The organism is Fictibacillus sp. 23RED33, assembly GCF_015903925.1.
Classification (GTDB): Bacteria; Bacillota; Bacilli; order Bacillales; family Fictibacillaceae; genus Fictibacillus; species Fictibacillus phosphorivorans.
In genome coordinates this window covers 42,566-60,974 of the sequence record NZ_JACZDX010000011.1, presented here as the reverse complement: position 1 = coordinate 60,974, position 18,409 = coordinate 42,566, and the positions used below count along the sequence as shown (strand labels likewise).

Below are 18,409 nucleotides of genomic sequence, written 5' to 3'. Positions count from 1 at the left end.
TAAAAGATAGAAAAGAAGAAAGGTGGTTTGGCGATTGCCAAACTTCTGATTATGGGGCTGGGGATGGAAGGCTCGGGTTCGGGGGTATAGCGCTTGGTTCTGGCTGAGAGCGGTTGTCGAGATTTAGCGAACCGCCTTTATTTTTGCTTTTAGACTTAATTGTGGTCTGTTCCGACTTAATTCGCTCTCATTTTGACTTAATTTTTCTTATTTAGACTTAATTAGAGCCAGGAGATACCTAGCATGGAATTCGCAAAAGGCCCGCTTAACGCTTCAAACCCCCTCAAAAACCTCAAAATACGAAGAAGATGGCCAAAAACCATCTTTCACCTCGCGATATTCTACAGCAAAAGCTCCAAAATCCATCCCAAAAGCTCCTCAAGCAGCTCCGACAACCATCATCCAAGCCAAAAACCTCACTTAAACACATCAGATGCCACACACAAATCCCCTAATCAGCTCTCCCCATCAACCTAAACTCCACATAATTTCACGGTAATTCTCCATATATTCACGGATAAGCTTCATAATTTCACGGATAAAACTTTTTATCGAAATTTCGACATCCATCAACGGCTTATCTGACTCATCTCATCTTAAAGCGCACTTCCATCCTCCTCCAAAAGCATCATCTTTTCGACAGAATCATACAGGTTAAGATGGTAACCAGGAGGCAATAATGGTGGATAGAGATTTGCATTTTGGGAAAAAAGCAGGCTATAATATAACTATAGTCAAAGTTAGTCAAAGTCAGAAGGGGGAGGGGAAATGAGGAATATTTCAGATGTAATTGAAAATTACTTAAAGCAAATTCTCTCAAGCTCTAATGATCCGTCCATTGAAATTAAGCGGACGGATATTGCTGAAAGGTTTCAATGCGTTCCTTCTCAAATAAACTACGTTATTAACACGAGATTTACGATTGAAAAAGGGTTTGTAGTGGAAAGTAAAAGAGGTGGAGGAGGTTATATTCGGATCATGAAGGTCCGTACCGAAAGCTCTGCCCACTTAATTGATCACTTAACCACCTTGATTGGTGAAAGGATATCGCAAGGCAACGCAGAAAATGTAATAAAGAGACTTATGGAAGAAACGATCGTTTCAGAACGAGAAGCGAGACTTATGCTGAGTGTGATGGACAGATCTATTTTAAAACTTAACCTTCCAGAACGAGATGAATTACGAGCAGAATTATTAAAAGCTATGATAAAAACGTTAAAATATCGAACCACATAGCCCTTTTTTTCATTCTATATAAAGGGAGGGAGCAGAATGAATTGTGAAGAGTGCCATGAACGTGAAGCGTCATTGCATTTTACAAAAATCATAAATGGGGAGAAAACTGAATTTCACATTTGTGAACATTGTGCCAAAGAAAAAGGAGAATTCTTGCCGGGGTCGAATTCTTTTTCCATTCACCAATTGCTTTCTGGACTTTTACACGGTGATGGACATGTCCCGAACACACCATCATCTAACTTCATTCCACCCTCGTTAAGCTGTGAAAAATGCGGGATGAGTTATTATCAGTTTGCGAAGATCGGCCGCTTTGGGTGTGATAATTGCTACAAAGCGTTTGAGTCGAAACTGAATCCAATTTTTAAAAGAGTTCATGGTGGTAACACCTTGCATGCAGGGAAGATTCCACTCCGTGCAGGAAGCAGTATTCAAGAAAAAAAGCAGCTTCAGCAATTAAAGCAAGCTTTGCAGCAGTATATATTAAATGAGGAGTTTGAAAGAGCTGCTGAAACAAGAGATGTCATCAGAGAGATCGAGCACCGCTTGCAACAGGGGAGGGATACGTAACCGATGTCTTTGGAACGATTTATCAGTGACGCGATCAGTCCCTGGATGAAACGGGAGGGGCCAGAATCGGATATTGTTCTTTCGAGCCGTGTCCGACTTGCAAGAAATATTCATCAATATGTTTTTCCCATCGCGACAGATAAAGAATCGGCGCATGAAGTCATATCAACGATCTCGACATGTATTAGTGAAGAGAGCGAAGAAGCAGAAAATCTTGAAATGCTGATGATGGAGGAGTTAAAGCCTGTTGAAAAACGGGTACTTGTTGAGAAACATCTGATCAGTCCCAATTTAGCTGAGCAAGCGAAATATGGTGCGGTTCTCATGAATGCAGATGAATCAGTGAGCATCATGGTAAATGAAGAAGATCATATACGCATTCAATGTTTAGCACCAGGTTTTCAACTAGAAGAAGTGCTTCAACGGGCGAATGAGATCGATGATAGACTCGAAAAAAACGTTGATTATGCGTTTGATGAAAAACGAGGATATTTAACAAGCTGTCCGACGAATGTAGGAACTGGACTTCGAGCCTCTGTTATGATGCATCTCCCAGCGCTCGTTCTGTCAAAAAAGATGAGCCGCATCATCCCAGCGATCAATCAGCTAGGGTTAGCGGTGAGAGGCATCTATGGGGAAGGTACCGAGGCGCAAGGAAACATTTTTCAAATTTCAAATCAGATGACACTGGGCAAGTCGGAAGAGGATATAATGGAAGATCTCGCAGGTGTCGTCATGCAGGTCATCCAACAAGAACGAGCAGCTCGCAAACAGCTGCAGGATGGATTGAAATTACAGCTTGAAGACAAGTTATTCCGTTCACTGGGAACGTTAGAGAACTGCCGGATCATCCAATCAAAAGAAGCTGCCAAATGTTTATCAGATGTGCGGCTTGGCATTGATTTAGAGATTTTACCTGGGATTTCAAAAACGATACTCAATGAACTTATGATACTTACACAACCAGGTTTTCTTCAACAATATGCAGGTGAAGTTCTAACTCCAGAAGAACGTGACATAAGAAGAGCCACTCTAATCAGAGAAAGAATAAAATTGGAAAACCGATAAGGAGCGTGACGAGTATGATGTTTGGTCGTTTTACAGAGAGAGCACAAAAAGTTTTAGCTTTAGCACAAGAAGAAGCGATTCGATTAGGTCATAATAACGTGGGAACAGAACATATCCTGCTTGGTTTGATCCGTGAAGGTGAAGGAATTGCAGCGAAAGCTCTTCAAGTTCTTGGACTAGGGCCAGAAAAGATTCAAAAAGAAGTGGAAACATTGATCGGCCGCGGTCAGGAAGCTGTTCAAACGATTCACTATACGCCTCGTGCTAAAAAAGTGATCGAACTTTCCATGGATGAAGCTCGTAAACTCGGACATTCATACGTGGGAACGGAACACATTCTATTAGGCTTGATTCGTGAAGGAGAAGGCGTTGCAGCTCGTGTACTAAACAACCTTGGTGTCAGCCTTAATAAAGCGCGTCAGCAGGTGCTGCAGTTACTAGGAAGCAATGAATCTTCTTCAAGTCATAGAGGTTCATCTGCTAGTGCCAATACCCCAACGTTAGACAGCTTAGCGCGTGATCTAACGGCGATTGCTCGTGAAGGCACACTAGACCCAGTAATCGGGCGTGCGAAAGAAATTCAGCGTGTTATTGAGGTTCTAAGCCGCCGTACGAAGAACAACCCTGTTTTGATCGGAGAGCCTGGTGTTGGTAAAACAGCTATCGCAGAAGGTCTAGCACAGCAGATCATCAATAACGAAGTGCCAGAAACACTTCGTGATAAGCGTGTTATGACGCTTGATATGGGTACAGTTGTAGCAGGAACGAAGTACAGAGGTGAGTTTGAAGATCGTCTGAAAAAAGTAATGGATGAGATCCGACAGGCAGGAAATATCATTCTATTCATCGACGAACTTCATACTTTGATCGGTGCAGGTGGAGCAGAAGGTGCGATTGATGCATCCAACATTCTAAAGCCAGCTCTTGCCCGCGGCGAACTTCAATGTATCGGTGCTACGACACTTGATGAGTACAGAAAATATATTGAAAAAGATGCAGCGCTTGAGCGCCGTTTCCAGCCGATCACGGTTAACGAGCCAACGAAGGATGAAAGTATTCAAATTCTTCAAGGACTTCGCGATCGTTATGAAGCTCATCACCGTGTAACGATTACGGATGAAGCGATTGAAGCATCTGTTCAGTTATCTGATCGTTACATCTCAGATCGTTTCTTACCAGATAAAGCGATCGATCTAATTGATGAAGCGGCGTCAAAAGTTCGCCTTCGTTCATATACAGCTCCGCCGAACTTAAAAGAGCTTGAGCAGAAGCTAGAGGAAGTTCGTAAGGAGAAGGATGCGGCTGTTCAAAGTCAAGAATTTGAAAAAGCTGCTTCACTTCGAGATTCTGAACAGCGTCTTCGTGAAGAGCTAGAGAAAACGAAGGATGTTTGGAAAGAGAAACAAGGAAAAGAAAATACAGAAGTAACGCCAGAAGATATTGCACAAGTTGTATCCTCTTGGACGGGAGTTCCGGTTTCTAAACTTGCTGAAGAAGAAACAGAACGCCTTCTGAAGATGGAAGAGATTTTGCACGATCGTGTTATCGGCCAGTCTGAGGCTGTTACGGCAATCTCTAAAGCTATCCGGAGAGCGCGTGCTGGTTTGAAAGATCCGAAGCGTCCGATCGGCTCGTTCATCTTCTTAGGACCAACAGGTGTAGGTAAAACAGAACTTGCAAGAGCTGTTGCCGAAACACTATTTGGTGATGAAGATGCGATTATCCGTATCGATATGTCGGAGTACATGGAGAAGCATACAACATCCCGTCTCGTTGGATCGCCTCCTGGATATGTTGGACACGAAGAAGGCGGCCAGTTAACAGAGAAAGTTAGAAGAAAGCCTTACTCTGTTATCTTGCTTGATGAAATCGAAAAAGCGCATCCTGAAGTATTCAACATCTTGCTTCAAGTGCTAGAAGATGGTCGTCTTACTGACTCTAAGGGACGTACAGTCGATTTCCGCAACACGGTAGTAATCATGACTTCAAACGTAGGAGCGAGCACGCTTAAGCGTAATCGTTCACTAGGATTTGCTGTTCATAACGAAGGTCAAAAGTACAACGACATGAAGTCTAAAGTGATGGATGAACTGAAGCGTGCATTCCGTCCAGAGTTCTTGAACCGTATCGATGAGATCATCGTGTTCCATTCTTTAGAAAAAGAGCACTTGCTAAGAATCGTTAGCTTGATGGCTGCATCACTGAAACAACGTTTAAGTGATCAAGGAATTGAGATCGAGTTGACTCAAGCCGCTCTCGAAAAGATTACGGAAGAAGGATACGATCCAGATTACGGAGCTCGTCCATTGCGTCGTGCCCTACAGCGTAAGATTGAAGATCGATTATCTGAAGAGCTTCTAAGAGGAAATATCAACAAAGGGCAGACCGTTAAGATTGATGTTGAAGAGAACGATTTTGTTGTTCAAACAGTCTAACTTTTACCACATATGAGAATATCCTACAAAAGACCCGGAAGACAGACATGTCCTCCGGGTTTTTGTCGAAATAATCTTAGCTGTTCGCCTTTTTTTGCAGAGCTCAAATGGAAGTAGTTGTTAGGTTTTATGTTATGATATTAGTGAATAAATCTTGATATTTTCAGTATTTAACTTGTTAAATTAGTAAACCTATATTGATATACAATGATGCCTTGAAAGTGGTTGATTTCCGTTACAGGTGTTCGCTTTCCGCGGGGCGTGCGGTGAGCCCCCTGCCGCTTTGCGCCTTTAGGGGTCTCTCCTGCCCACTCGTCCCGCAGGAGTCTCACACCTTTCACTTCAATCAACCTTTCTATGAAGTCTTTTCAGGGATACTCTAGAAAAGTCTTTTCAGTAATACTTTAGAAGCATCAACTCACCAAGCGTCTGAAAGTAGAAACTAAAGGTTATGAAATAGATAGATATTAAAGTGTTAAGTTTGGAAGAGGAGTTTTTTAGATGGCTAAAGTAAAATCAATCTTTCTTTGCCAAGATTGCGGTTATGAATCTCCGAAATGGATGGGAAAATGTCCGGGATGCCATGCGTGGAACACGATGGTGGAGGAAACGATTCGACCTGAAAAAAATATTAGAGGATTAAGCTCTGGCGGAGATAAGAACGTAAAGCAGAAACCCCAGTCAATAGCAGATGTAAAAAGTGAGCAAGAGCCGCGCATACCGACAAACTATCAGGAATTCAACCGTGTTTTAGGTGGGGGGATCGTTCCAGGCTCAATGGTTTTAGTTGGAGGAGACCCCGGAATCGGTAAGTCCACACTATTGCTGCAAACATCAGCGCAGCTTGCACAAAGAGGAGAGCGTGTTCTATACATATCTGGTGAGGAATCTGTTAAACAGACGAAGCTGCGTGCAGATCGTTTAGATATCGGAGCAAAAGACTTGTTTGTTTTAGCAGAAACAGATCTAGAACTGATTGAGCAGGCGATGGCAGATGTGATGCCTTCTGTAATGATCATCGACTCGATTCAAACCGTCTATCGGGCTGAAGTGACTTCAGCTCCAGGAAGTGTATCGCAAGTACGAGAGTGTACGTCACATTTGATGCGTATGGCGAAAACGAAAGGTATTGCTGTATTTATCGTTGGACATGTTACAAAAGAAGGAAATATCGCCGGACCGCGTCTTTTAGAGCACATGGTAGATGCCGTATTGTACTTTGAAGGAGAACGTCATCATACTTTCCGTATCTTACGAGCAGTTAAGAACCGTTTCGGCTCTACGAATGAAATCGGTGTTTTCGAAATGAAGGAAGTCGGCCTCGAAGAAGTATTAAACCCTTCTGAGATCTTTTTAGAAGAACGTTCGAAAGGGGCAGCGGGTTCGACAGTAGTTGCGTCTCTTGAAGGAACGCGTCCGATGCTAGTAGAACTTCAGGCTTTAATATCACCAACGAGCTTTGGTAATCCTAGAAGGATGGCTACGGGTATCGATCACAACCGTGTATCGCTGCTTATGGCTGTTTTAGAAAAGAGAGTCGGACTGCTGCTTCAGAACCAGGATGCGTATCTGAATGTTGCAGGTGGAGTTCGGCTGGATGAGCCAGCGATCGATCTTGCTGTTGCGATCAGCATCGCTTCAAGCTTTCGCGATTCACCAACAAAGCCAACAGATGTTATGATTGGAGAAATAGGATTAACGGGAGAGGTTAGAAGAGTTTCCCGTATCGAGCAGCGCGTACATGAAGCTGCCAAATTAGGTTTTACGCGAGCTATTATACCTGATAAAAATATAGGCGGCTGGACGGTTCCAAAAGGAATACAAGTCGTCGGAGTATCGACCGTTTATGAGGCGTTACAAGCAGCGTTAGGAGGGTAAAGCATATTATGGACCATGCGATAAAAGAAGCAATCATAAGCCAAATGCTACAGCTAGTTGCTCCCGGGACACCACTTCGGGAAGGAATCGACAACGTACTGCGAGCGAACACTGGTGGACTGATCGTTGTTGGATATAACGATAAAGTAAAAGAAATCGTTGATGGAGGTTTCTCTATTAACTGTAAATACTCACCCGCATCACTATATGAACTTGCCAAGATGGATGGTGCGATCATTTTGAATGAAGATGCTGTTAAAATTCTGTATGCGAACACACAGCTCATTCCAGATACGGTGATTCCGTCTACAGAAACGGGGATTCGTCACAGAACCGCCGAACGTGTTGCGCGCCAAACAGGCAACCTTGTGATCTCTATCTCTCAACGTCGTAACGTAATCACTCTATATCAAGGGATGATTCGTTATTCACTAAAAGAGATCGGTGTGATTTTGACGAAAGCGAATCAAGCGATTCAAACGCTTGAGAAATATAAAGTGGTTTTTGACCAAAGTGTTACGAACCTTGGAGCGCTAGAATTTGAAGAATTAGTGACTTTCCAAGAAGTTACACAAGTTATTCACAGAATTGAGATGGTTTTACGCATAAAAAATGAGATTATTAAATATGTTAATGAACTTGGTGTTGAAGGAAGACTGATTCGAATCCAGATGGAGGAGCTCGTTTCTAACATTGAGGAAGAAGCATTGCTTTTAATCAAGGACTATATGAAAGATCGTGAAAGTGATCCTTATGCGATTCTTCGCCAATTGAACAAACTATCATCTGAAGAATTATTTGATGAATCCGTTATTATGAAACTTTTAGGCTTCTCAGCCGGTATGAATATGCAGGATGAGACGATTCATCCACGCGGATACCGTATTCTTGGCAAGATTCCAAGGCTTCCAGCTGTTATTATTGAGAATTTAACAGATGCATTTGAAAACCTTCCGCAAATTTTGCGTGCGTCCATCGATGAATTGGACGAGGTAGAGGGTATCGGTGAGATTCGTGCCAAAAAAGTAAAAGAAGGGCTCAAACGCATTCAGGAACAGCTTTTCGTCGATCGTCATATCTAAATGGAACATTCTGAGTAAAAAAAGGAATTTTCTATTTTTGCACGTTTTTAATACGGTCATTTTGTAAATAATGATTAGGGGAGGTGAATCAGGCATGCTAAAAAGAATTGTTCAACTATTTTTCATCGTAATAGGGGGCATGCTAGGCTATCTATATATACCAGATCTCATTCGTGTACTTAATTTCGGTGATCTTCCGAATCAAGTAACATCCCCATATGTCGGGGCAGTGATTGGTGCACTTATATTATTTTTATCTACATTCTGGCTGTCCGATTACGTAGTAGGTTTAATCCGCTGGGCTGAGGAGACGGTTGTAAAAGCTCCAGCAACTGATCTTTTATCCGGTACGATGGGACTTATTATCGGACTGATCGTAGCCTTTTTAATCCAGTCACCGTTAAGCTCTATGGATATTGTTGTGGTCAGCTCGATCCTGCCGATCGCGATCACATTCCTGCTCGGTTATTTAGGCTTTCAAGTAGGTTTTAAAAAGAGAGACGAGTTGATTCAGCTGTTCTCTTTGAAAAGCCAAGGGAAAGAACGAAAAAAAGAAGCAGAGATCGAAAAGCCGGGTGGTAAGTATAAGATTTTAGATACGAGCGTCATTATCGATGGCCGAGTGGCTGATATCTGTCAAACTGGCTTTTTAGAAGGTCCGCTTATCATTCCTCGTTTTGTTTTAGAAGAATTGCAATATATTGCTGATTCCTCAGATGTTTTAAAACGTAACAGAGGGCGCCGTGGCCTTGATATTCTAAATCGTATTCAAAAAGAGCTTTCTATGAAAGTTGAAATCTATGAAGGTGACTTTGAAGAGGTAACAGAAGTTGATAGCAAGCTTGTAAAGCTCGCTCAACTGTTATCCGGTGTCGTCGTTACGAATGATTTTAACTTGAACAAAGTATGTGAACTGCAAAACGTTGCAGTACTAAATATTAATGACCTTGCAAATGCGGTAAAACCCGTTGTTCTTCCTGGCGAAGAACTTGTTGTACAAGTGATCAAAGACGGAAAAGAACAGAGTCAAGGTGTAGGCTATCTGGACGATGGAACGATGATCGTTGTAGAAGATGGTCGCGATTATGTAGGCAAGACGATTGATGTTGTTGTTACATCCGTACTTCAAACATCAGCGGGCAGAATGATTTTTGCCAAAAAGAAACTATTAGAAAAAGCATTGTAACGAACGGTGGGGAAGCACGTGAATTATTGGACAGTCATTCCTGCTGCTGGACAAGGTAAACGCATGAATGCTGGGATCTCTAAGCAGTGGATCGAGCTCTTAGGAAAACCAGTTCTCGCGCACACACTACATGTGTTTGAAAACGATCCGCATTGCGAGGGTGTGATTCTTGTCGGCAGTGAAAAGGAATTGCAGCAGATGCAAGACTTTGTAGAGTCGTTCCAATACAAAAAAGTGCGCAAAATCGTTCCAGGCGGAAAAGAACGTCAGCAAAGTGTCTATGAGGGATTGAAGGTCGTACCTACAGATGTAGACCTCGTTCTCATTCATGATGCAGCACGGCCTTTCATCACACATGATTCTATTTTACAACTCATTAACACGGCACGAGATACAGGCTCTGCCGTGTTAGCTGTTCCTGTTAAGGATACGGTCAAGCGGGTATTAGAGAATGTAGTGGAAGAAACGATCGACCGTTCCAGCTTGTGGGCTGTTCAAACCCCGCAAGCTTTTCGTCTTTCTATCGTAATGGATGCACACAGAAAGGCAGACGAAGAAGGCTATATTGGAACGGATGACGCAAGCCTAGTGGAACGAATTGGACAAACAGTCGCTATTGTAATGGGAGACTATCATAATATAAAATTAACTACGTCTGATGACTTGTTATTTGGACAAGCCATTTTGTTAGAGAGACAGGGGGAAAAAGCATGATGCGCATCGGACAGGGTTTTGATGTACATGCCTTTAGTGAGGGTCGTCCGTTAATCATTGGCGGTGTAACGATTCCTTATGAGAAGGGACTTTTAGGGCACTCTGATGCTGACGTTCTTTTGCATGCGATTACAGATGCATTGCTAGGCGCAGCAGGTGAAGGAGATATCGGGAAACACTTTCCAGATACAGATCCAGCTTACAAAGGCGCAGATTCGAAGCGCTTGTTGCTCGATTCTTGGAAATTGGTCGAGAAAAAAGGTTATTCTTTAGGTAATATAGATTGTACGATCATTGCTCAAAAACCAAAGATGCTTCCGTACATTGAAGAGATGCGCGGAGTGATCGCCGGTATTTTTGATGTTGATGTAGATAGAATCAACGTGAAGGCGACGACGACTGAAAAGCTAGGATTTCCTGGACGCGAAGAGGGAATCGCAGCTCAAGCGGTAGTGTTGATAGAGAAGGCATAGTTATACTGCTGTAGAAGGAAGACTATGGAGTTTAAGGGAGCGGTTGATTTCCGTTCCAGGTTGCTCGCTTTCCGGGGGGCGTGCGGTGAGCCCCCAGGAGTCTCGCACCTTGCACTCCAATCAACTTTTCAGTGAAGAGGATCCGTCAAACGATCCAACCATTCATCTAAAGAAGAAAAAAATTATAGAGGTGAAACATGATGGCAAACGAAGTTCGAGTGCGTTATGCACCAAGTCCAACGGGACACTTACATATAGGGAATGCACGTGCAGCTCTATTCAATTATCTATATGCACGCCACACTGGCGGGAAATTTATTATTCGTATTGAAGATACGGACCAAAAGCGTAACATTCAAGGCGGAGAAGAGAGTCAGCTGGATCATTTGAAATGGCTCGGTATGGATTGGGATGAAAGTGTTGATATCGGAGGAGATTACGGTCCGTATCGTCAGATGGAACGTTTAGATTTATACGAGAAGTATACAGATGAACTACTTTCAAAAGGTCTTGCATACACTTGTTATTGTACAGAAGAAGAGCTTGAGGCTTCTCGTGAAGAGCAGATGGCAAAAGGGGATACTCCTGTTTATGATGGACGCTGTCTAAACTTATCAGTTGAAGAAAAAGCGGCTCTAGAAGAAGAAGGTCGCCGTCCGAGCATTCGTTTTAAGGTTCCACAAGACCGTACGATCACGTTTGATGACATGGTAAAAGGTGAAGTTTCATTTGAATCAAGCGGCTTTGGTGATTTTGTTATCGTAAAGAAAGACGGTATCCCAACTTACAACTATGCGGTTGTTATTGATGATCACGAAATGGCGATCTCTCACGTCCTTCGTGGGGATGATCACATCTCAAACACACCAAAGCAGTTATTAATCTATGATGCGCTTGGTTTTTCTCATCCTAAGTTCGGTCACACAACATTGATCGTAAATGAAAACCGTAAAAAACTGAGTAAACGTGATGAATCGATCGTTCAGTTTATCGAACAATACAAAGATTTAGGATACTTGCCAGAAGCGCTGTTTAACTTTATTGCGCTACTAGGCTGGTCTCCAGGTGGAGAAGAAGAGATCTTCAGCCGTGAGCAGTTTATTGAAATTTTTGATCCGAACCGTCTATCCAAAGCTCCTGCCGTTTTTGATACGCAAAAGTTAGAATGGCTGAACAACCAATATATGAAACAGCAAGACGTAGCTCGTATCGTTGAGTTGTGTATGCCTCACCTAGTAAAAGCGGGCAGAGTTTCAGAAAACCCAAGTCCTGAAGAACAGGAGTGGATTAAGAAACTTGTCGCTCTTCATCAGGAAAAAATGAGCTATGGTGCTGAAATCGTAGACTTAACGGAACTATTCTTCAAACAAGAGATCGAGTATGAAGGAGAAGCACTTGAAGTCTTACAAGGTGAAGGGGTTCCATCCGTTATGGAATCGTTCTTAACTCAGATCGAAAACAGTGATTCTTTTGAAGCGGAAGACATCAAGGCGATGATGAAAGCTGTTCAGAAGGAAACAGGTCAAAAAGGGAAGAACTTGTTCATGCCGATTCGTGTGGCAACAACTGGTCAGCAACATGGTCCAGATCTGCCTGCTGCCGTGTCCCTTCTCGGTAAAGATGTGATTACAAAGCGCGTAAATGCTGTACTGACTCAAATTAAAAAGTAATAAAAGTACACATTTTGCAAAGATTATAATATAGTAAAAGAAACTTATAAAAACATGTAAAACGCAGATGAGGAAAGTAGGCTAGCGCCTTTTCATAGTAGAGAGAACCATCACCGGCTGAAAGTGGTTCATGAAAATGCTTGCTGAAGTGCCCCTCGGAGTCCCTTGCCGAAAGTTTTAGTAGGTTTGGGCGGCAACTCCCCGTTATGGAGCTTAAGGGAACAGGTGAGTTTTAAATTAAGCCTGTTAAACAGAGTGGAACCGCGTCTATTAGTACGTCTCTGTGTCATATATGGCACAGGGGCGTTTTTTATTTTCTAATGCTTAGATTAGATCTAAACAATTTTGCTTATGAATCACTTTTTCAACTTTGCCTAGTTGATTGTAGTGGAAGGTGTAAGACTCTAGGCTAGGACGAGTGGGCAGGAGAGACCCCTAAAGGCGCAAAGCGGCAGGGGGCTCACCGCACGCCCCGCGGAAAGCGAAGCACCTGGAACGGAAATCAACCTCTTCCAAGGCAACATTGTATTCACGGTAAGAGCACGATATTTTTATGCAAGGAGGTTGGAGAACATGTTTTCAGCCATGAGAGAAGACATTCAGGTTGTTTTTGAGAAAGACCCAGCAGCTAGAAGTTCATTCGAAGTATTCCTAACATACAGTGGACTGCATGCGGTTTGGGCCCATAGATTAGCACATAAGTTATTCAAACGAAACTGGCTGTTTTTAGCTCGTTTAATCTCACAGATCAGCCGCTTTTTTACCGGTATCGAAATACACCCAGGAGCCCAGATCGGCAGACGCTTTTTTATCGATCACGGAATGGGTGTTGTGATCGGCGAAACGTGTATCATCGGCAATGACGTGACGCTCTATCAGGGTGTTACGCTCGGAGGTACGGGAAAAGAAAAAGGTAAAAGGCATCCCACGCTTGAAGATCACGTTCTTGTTGCTACAGGAGCCAAGGTGCTAGGTAACATTACCATCGGAAAAAATTCAAAAGTTGGGGCAGGATCGGTTGTTCTTCAACACGTTCCGCCTGATGCCACAGTAGTTGGAATACCAGGAAGAGTCGTGATTAAGGATGGCATTAAAGTAGGATGCGAACTTGATCATCGCGATCTGCCTGATCCGGTAGCTGATAAATTTAGAGAAATGCATAACGAGATGAAACGAATGCGCGAAGAACTGGAAACATTGAAAAAAAGGAGTGAAGTTTAAATGGGTATTAAAATCTATAATACGATGACTCGTCAAAAAGAGCTTTTCGTTCCGTTAGAAGAAGGAAAAGTGAAGATGTATGTGTGCGGACCGACTGTATATAACTATATCCATATCGGTAACGCGAGACCGGCTATTGTTTTTGATACAGTGAGAAAGTACTTGGAATACAGAGATTTTGATGTGCAGTTCATTTCCAATTTTACGGATGTTGATGATAAGCTCATTAAAGCGGCTAATGAGATGGGAAGCGATGTCCCAACGATCGCCGAGAAGTTCATCCATGCGTATCATGAGGATACTTGCGCACTAGGCGTACAAAAAGCTGACGCACATCCGCGTGTAACAGAAACGATGCCAGAGATCATTGATTTTATCGAAAACCTCATCAAAAAAGGTTTTGCTTATGAAGCAGCGGGAGATGTTTATTTTAAGACGCGTTCGTTCAACGGCTATGGTAAACTTTCTCATCAATCGATCGATGACTTAAGATCTGGTGCGAGAATTGAAGTAGGAGAGAAAAAAGAAGATCCACTTGATTTTGCGCTATGGAAAGCAGCGAAAGATGGGGAGATCTATTGGGAGAGCCCTTGGGGGAAAGGTCGTCCAGGCTGGCATATCGAATGCTCCGCTATGGCGAAAAAATACTTAGGTGACTCGATCGACATTCATGGCGGCGGTCAAGATCTAGCTTTTCCTCATCACGAGAATGAGATCGCACAATCGGAAGCATTAAATGAAGCTCCGATGGCTAAGTATTGGATGCATAATGGGTATATTAATATTGATAACGAAAAAATGTCCAAATCACTTGGGAACTTTGTACTTGTTCATGATCTTGTGCAACAGCAGGATCCGCAAGTTATCCGATTCTTTATGCTGGCCGTACACTACCGCAATCCGATCAACTTCAGTCAAGAGTTGTTAGAAGCGGCAGAGGCAGGGTTGAATAGAATCCGTACGTCTTATGAAAACTTAAAACACCGCTTGAGTGTATCAGCAGACTTATCTGTAGATACAGAAAAATGGACTCAGCTTGTTAAAGAGACTAGAGAGAAATTCATCACGGATATGGATGATGATTTTAACACGGCGAACGCGATCTCTCATCTTTTTGATTTTTCGAGAGAAGCGAACGTATATCTGCAAGAGAAAAACACTTCTAAAGCCGTTATTACAGAGTTCATCGCTCTGTTCGATGAGCTTGCGGGTGTGCTGGGACTTACTCTTCATAAAGAAGAGGAATTGTTAGATGAAGAGATTGACGCTCTCATTCAAGAACGTAATCAAGCGCGTAAAGAAAAGAACTTTTCTCGCGCTGACGAAATTCGTGATCAGCTAAAAGAACAGAACATCATTTTGGAAGATACCGCACAAGGTGTACGGTGGAAAAGAGATAAGTAAATGAAGATAACGGACGCAGATATTAAACAATTGAACGGAACCACGCTTGCTTATATGGGAGATGCAGTAATGGAGCAGTTCGTGCGTGAACACCTTATCCGTAATGGACAGGTGAAGCCGAACAAGCTCCACGTATCGGCCACGAAGTTTGTTTCAGCAAAAGCGCAAGCGAGCATGGTCGTTCAGCTGCTTGAAGAAAACTATTTTACAGAAGAAGAGGTCGCTGTTATTAAGCGTGGGCGCAATGCGAACCAAGGAACCGTTCCGAAAAATACGGATGTTCAAACGTACCGGCATGCAACAAGCTTTGAGGCGATCATCGGTTATCTCTATCTGTTAAATAACCATGAACGTTTAGCGAACATGATGGAATATGTGTTATCAGATAATAAAAAGGGGGAGGTCTAAAAGATGAGTGAAGCAAAAGAACAAAAAGAACAAGAATTGATCATCGGCAGAAATCCAGTGATGGAAGTACTTCGTTCAGGCCGTGATATTAATAAAATCTTCGTAGGTGAAGGATCTCAAAAAGGACCGGTAAGTACGATCGTCTCAATGGCGAAAAAACAAAATGTCCTTGTGCAATATGTACCGAAGCAAAAGCTCGATTCATTAAGCGGGGGAGGCAACCATCAAGGTGTAATCGCTGGTGTAGCAGCATACTCTTACGCAGATATTGATGATCTATTTAAAATTGCCGAAGAAAGAGGAGAAGAACCGTTCTTTCTTTTATTGGACGAGCTTGAAGATCCTCATAATTTAGGTTCGATCATGCGTACGGCTGATGCAGTTGGTGCACATGGCATCATTATTCCGAAAAGACGTTCAGTAGGATTGACCGCTACAGTAGCAAAAGCTTCAACGGGTGCGATCGAATACATTCCGGTTGTTCGTGTTACGAATCTTGTTCAAACGATGAAAGAGTTAAGAGACCGCGGTATGTGGTTTGCCGGTGCAGACATGAAAGGGAAAGATGACTACAGACAAGCAAAGTGGGACATGCCTTTAGGTCTTGTGATCGGAAGCGAAGGAAAAGGAATGGGAAGACTCGTATCAGAAACGTGCGATTTCCTTGTTCAGCTTCCGATGAAAGGGAAGGTTACCTCGCTTAATGCATCAGTTGCTGCTAGTCTCTTGATGTATGAAGTGTACCGTAACCGCAATCCGTTAGAAGCGCGAAAATGAAAACCCGCCACTATTTGATTGTTGATGGCTACAACATCATTGGCGCTTGGCCCGAATTACGGAGCTTAAAAACATCTGATTTTGCCAAAGCAAGAGACCTGCTGATCGAATATATGGCAGAATACCAGGGGACGACCGGGTATCAAGTAATCGTCGTATTTGATGCCCATCTCACACCTGGCACAGAGAAAAAAACGAAAAACCACCGCGTTGAAGTCATTTTTACAAGAGAGAACGAAACGGCAGATGAGCGGATTGAACGTTTGGTCGGAGAGTTAAAATCAATCGATACGCGAATTTACGTAGCAACTTCAGATTCAACCGAACAGTGGCAGATTTTTGGTAAAGGCGCATTGAGAAAATCTGCGAGAGAATTAAAGAATGAGATGGACGAAATCGAAAAGCATATCCATGTGTCCGTTGGCGAGCGGAAAAGGAAGCAAACCTCCTCATCTATCCTTCTTTCAGACGAAATTGCCGAAATATTTGAAAGATGGAGAAGAGGGCAAAAATAAGGAATCTTGACGCTTTTGTGAACTATGAGCTATAATATTGCTATATTTTGCCGGTAAAAACCTGGTGGGGGGATTTGTCGTGAACATAGATCTCAAGGAACGGTCAGTAAGCGATTACGAGCTCATGGAAGATGAAAGCCTTGTGGAACTGGTTCATGAGGGGGACAGCGCAGCACTTGAATATTTGATCAACAAATATAAAAACTTTGTTCGTGCGAAAGCAAGATCATACTTTTTGATCGGTGCAGACCGTGAAGATATCATTCAAGAAGGTATGATCGGGCTGTATAAAGCCATTCGCGATTTTAAAGAGGACAAGCTGTCATCCTTTAAAGCTTTTGCCGAACTATGTATAACAAGGCAAATGATTACCGCTATCAAAACGGCAACTAGACAAAAGCACATTCCGTTAAATTCTTACGTGTCGTTGGACAAGCCAATCTATGATGAGGAGTCCGACCGTACACTAATGGATGTAATATGCGGTACAAAAGTCACTGATCCAGAAGAACTGATTATCAATCAAGAAGAATTTGATGATATTGAAGTGAAGATGGGAGAAATATTAAGTGACCTGGAACGTAAAGTTCTGATGCTGTACCTTGACGGAAGATCGTACCAGGAAATCTCAGTGGATCTCGACAGACACGTGAAGTCGATCGACAACGCGCTTCAACGAGTGAAACGTAAATTAGAGCGTTATTTAGAGCTAAGAGAAATATCATCTTAAGAGTGGGGATTGTTCCTGCTCTTTTTCTTTTGGATTTGAGAGGTTGTTTAGCTGGTATGCGCGTGGGTGGGGTTATTTGACGGGTTGATGATAATCGTATTTTGTCAACTCGCCGATATATGCACAAAACTCGCTGGATTAATTGAATGATTTCTAGAATTAAGGCTCAAATTTCATGGATTAGCAGGATGAATACTAGGGTGGGTATACGTTAATCACCTGATTTGAGTAGAAAATGGCAAGAACTATTGTGCTCATGAGAACAAAATAGCTAGCTAAATCATTTTTAGCTGACTTTCACACATTTTTATCGATGAGTGATGGTTTTTATCATTAATTTTGTTTAATCAAGCTACCGCCAAGTTGTCTGGAGTACAAAATGGAGTTGCATCCCTAACAAAGCAAACCCTCTAAAACGATAATCAACCACTTACATTCCCAACACAATGAGCTCTCAAAACGTCATTTTCCCTTTATTGACAAGCGTATACCCCTATGTTAAGGTTTTAAAAGTAACATTGTAACGTGGATGAGTGGGTTTGTCGCACGAAAGGTGTTTATTTAGCATGAGAAAAAAAGTTTTTTTAGCCTGTAAAGAATGCTCGAAACGAAATTATACAACGATGAAGAACCAGCAAAACAATCCTGAACGAGTCGAGGTTAAAAAGTTTTGCAGCTACTGCAATGCTCATACCATTCACCAGGAAACGAAGTAAGCGAAACAAGCTTTTTTTATAAATGTTAATTGATCAAAGGCATGGGGGTTTATGAAGATGGCGGATGTTGCAGAAAAGACAAAGAAATCACCAGCAAAGTTTCTTTCCGATGTAAATAAGGAGATGAAGCGTGTTAGCTGGCCTACGCGAAAAGAGTTATTTCGCTATACGGGGATTGTACTGTCAACTGTAGTGATTATGGCTTTGTTCTTCTGGGTTGTGGATCTAGGTATTTCACAATTAGTTGAGCTTATTTTAGGGTAGATTAGATATAGCTTCTTTTGGATAGAATGCTAGAGTATATCCATTTTAGGAGGGAAAGGACA

At 42.5% G+C, this 18,409-nt stretch carries 18 protein-coding genes and 1 other annotated feature; all 18 genes read left to right on the top strand.

Annotated elements, in window-relative coordinates; all coding sequences use genetic code 11:
- Positions 1–768: 768 nt before the first annotated feature.
- The 18 genes from IHV09_RS20785 (at position 769) to secE (ending at position 18,347) form a co-directional block, all read left to right on the top strand.
- Positions 769–1,236, top strand: coding sequence for a CtsR family transcriptional regulator (locus tag IHV09_RS20785; protein ID WP_137792299.1), 468 nt, complete (start codon positions 769–771; stop codon positions 1,234–1,236).
- 36 nt (positions 1,237–1,272) lie between these two features.
- The gene (locus IHV09_RS20780) at positions 1,273–1,806 is read left to right on the top strand and encodes a UvrB/UvrC motif-containing protein (RefSeq protein ID WP_197134233.1); all 534 of its coding nucleotides are present in this window, start codon (positions 1,273–1,275) and stop codon (positions 1,804–1,806) included.
- Positions 1,807–1,809: 3 nt separating this feature from the next.
- Positions 1,810–2,874, top strand: a complete 1,065-nt coding sequence (locus IHV09_RS20775) for a protein arginine kinase (protein WP_197265378.1) — start codon at positions 1,810–1,812, stop codon at positions 2,872–2,874.
- A 14-nt stretch (positions 2,875–2,888) separates the two neighbouring features.
- Positions 2,889–5,309 carry an ATP-dependent protease ATP-binding subunit ClpC gene (gene clpC / locus IHV09_RS20770; RefSeq protein ID WP_137792297.1) on the top strand — a complete coding sequence of 807 codons (2,421 nt, stop codon included), beginning with the start codon at positions 2,889–2,891 and terminating at the stop codon, positions 5,307–5,309.
- A 501-nt stretch (positions 5,310–5,810) separates the two neighbouring features.
- Positions 5,811–7,187, top strand: coding sequence for a DNA repair protein RadA (gene radA, locus IHV09_RS20765; protein WP_197195986.1), 1,377 nt, complete (start codon positions 5,811–5,813; stop codon positions 7,185–7,187).
- 8 nt (positions 7,188–7,195) lie between these two features.
- Entirely contained in the window at positions 7,196–8,269 is a 1,074-nt protein-coding gene (disA, locus tag IHV09_RS20760; RefSeq protein WP_066390602.1) for a DNA integrity scanning diadenylate cyclase DisA, read from the top strand.
- Between the two features lie 94 nt (positions 8,270–8,363).
- The gene (locus IHV09_RS20755) at positions 8,364–9,455 is read left to right on the top strand and encodes a PIN/TRAM domain-containing protein (RefSeq protein ID WP_197134221.1); all 1,092 of its coding nucleotides are present in this window, start codon (positions 8,364–8,366) and stop codon (positions 9,453–9,455) included.
- Positions 9,456–9,473: 18 nt separating this feature from the next.
- The gene (gene ispD / locus IHV09_RS20750; protein WP_197265377.1) at positions 9,474–10,169 is read left to right on the top strand and encodes a 2-C-methyl-D-erythritol 4-phosphate cytidylyltransferase; all 696 of its coding nucleotides are present in this window, start codon (positions 9,474–9,476) and stop codon (positions 10,167–10,169) included.
- Complete coding sequence (ispF, locus tag IHV09_RS20745) at positions 10,166–10,642, top strand: 2-C-methyl-D-erythritol 2,4-cyclodiphosphate synthase (RefSeq protein WP_197192144.1); 477 nt, start codon at positions 10,166–10,168, stop codon at positions 10,640–10,642. Before ispD ends, ispF begins: the two co-directional genes overlap by 4 nt.
- A 200-nt stretch (positions 10,643–10,842) precedes the next feature.
- Complete coding sequence (gltX, locus tag IHV09_RS20740) at positions 10,843–12,312, top strand: glutamate--tRNA ligase (protein WP_197265376.1); 1,470 nt, start codon at positions 10,843–10,845, stop codon at positions 12,310–12,312.
- Between the two features lie 55 nt (positions 12,313–12,367).
- Positions 12,368–12,598, top strand: a binding site (T-box leader).
- A 287-nt stretch (positions 12,599–12,885) separates the two neighbouring features.
- On the top strand, positions 12,886–13,533 hold the full coding sequence (gene cysE, locus IHV09_RS20735; RefSeq protein ID WP_197265375.1) for a serine O-acetyltransferase: 648 nt from the start codon (positions 12,886–12,888) through the stop codon (positions 13,531–13,533).
- The gene (gene cysS / locus IHV09_RS20730; RefSeq protein ID WP_197134210.1) at positions 13,534–14,937 is read left to right on the top strand and encodes a cysteine--tRNA ligase; all 1,404 of its coding nucleotides are present in this window, start codon (positions 13,534–13,536) and stop codon (positions 14,935–14,937) included.
- Complete coding sequence (locus IHV09_RS20725) at positions 14,938–15,345, top strand: Mini-ribonuclease 3 (protein ID WP_197134207.1); 408 nt, start codon at positions 14,938–14,940, stop codon at positions 15,343–15,345.
- A gap of 3 nt (positions 15,346–15,348) precedes the next feature.
- Positions 15,349–16,122: a 23S rRNA (guanosine(2251)-2'-O)-methyltransferase RlmB gene (gene rlmB / locus IHV09_RS20720; RefSeq protein ID WP_197265374.1), complete on the top strand. Its 774-nt coding sequence runs from the start codon at positions 15,349–15,351 to the stop codon at positions 16,120–16,122.
- Positions 16,119–16,637, top strand: coding sequence for an NYN domain-containing protein (locus IHV09_RS20715; RefSeq protein ID WP_137792248.1), 519 nt, complete (start codon positions 16,119–16,121; stop codon positions 16,635–16,637). The genes rlmB and IHV09_RS20715 overlap by 4 nt, the downstream gene beginning before the upstream one ends.
- Before the next feature lie 79 nt (positions 16,638–16,716).
- Positions 16,717–17,367 carry an RNA polymerase sporulation sigma factor SigH gene (gene sigH / locus IHV09_RS20710; RefSeq protein ID WP_066390628.1) on the top strand — a complete coding sequence of 217 codons (651 nt, stop codon included), beginning with the start codon at positions 16,717–16,719 and terminating at the stop codon, positions 17,365–17,367.
- A gap of 566 nt (positions 17,368–17,933) precedes the next feature.
- The gene (gene rpmG / locus IHV09_RS20705) at positions 17,934–18,083 is read left to right on the top strand and encodes a 50S ribosomal protein L33 (protein WP_197134202.1); all 150 of its coding nucleotides are present in this window, start codon (positions 17,934–17,936) and stop codon (positions 18,081–18,083) included.
- A gap of 57 nt (positions 18,084–18,140) precedes the next feature.
- Positions 18,141–18,347, top strand: coding sequence for a preprotein translocase subunit SecE (secE, locus tag IHV09_RS20700; RefSeq protein WP_197134200.1), 207 nt, complete (start codon positions 18,141–18,143; stop codon positions 18,345–18,347).
- Positions 18,348–18,409: the final 62 nt, after the last annotated feature.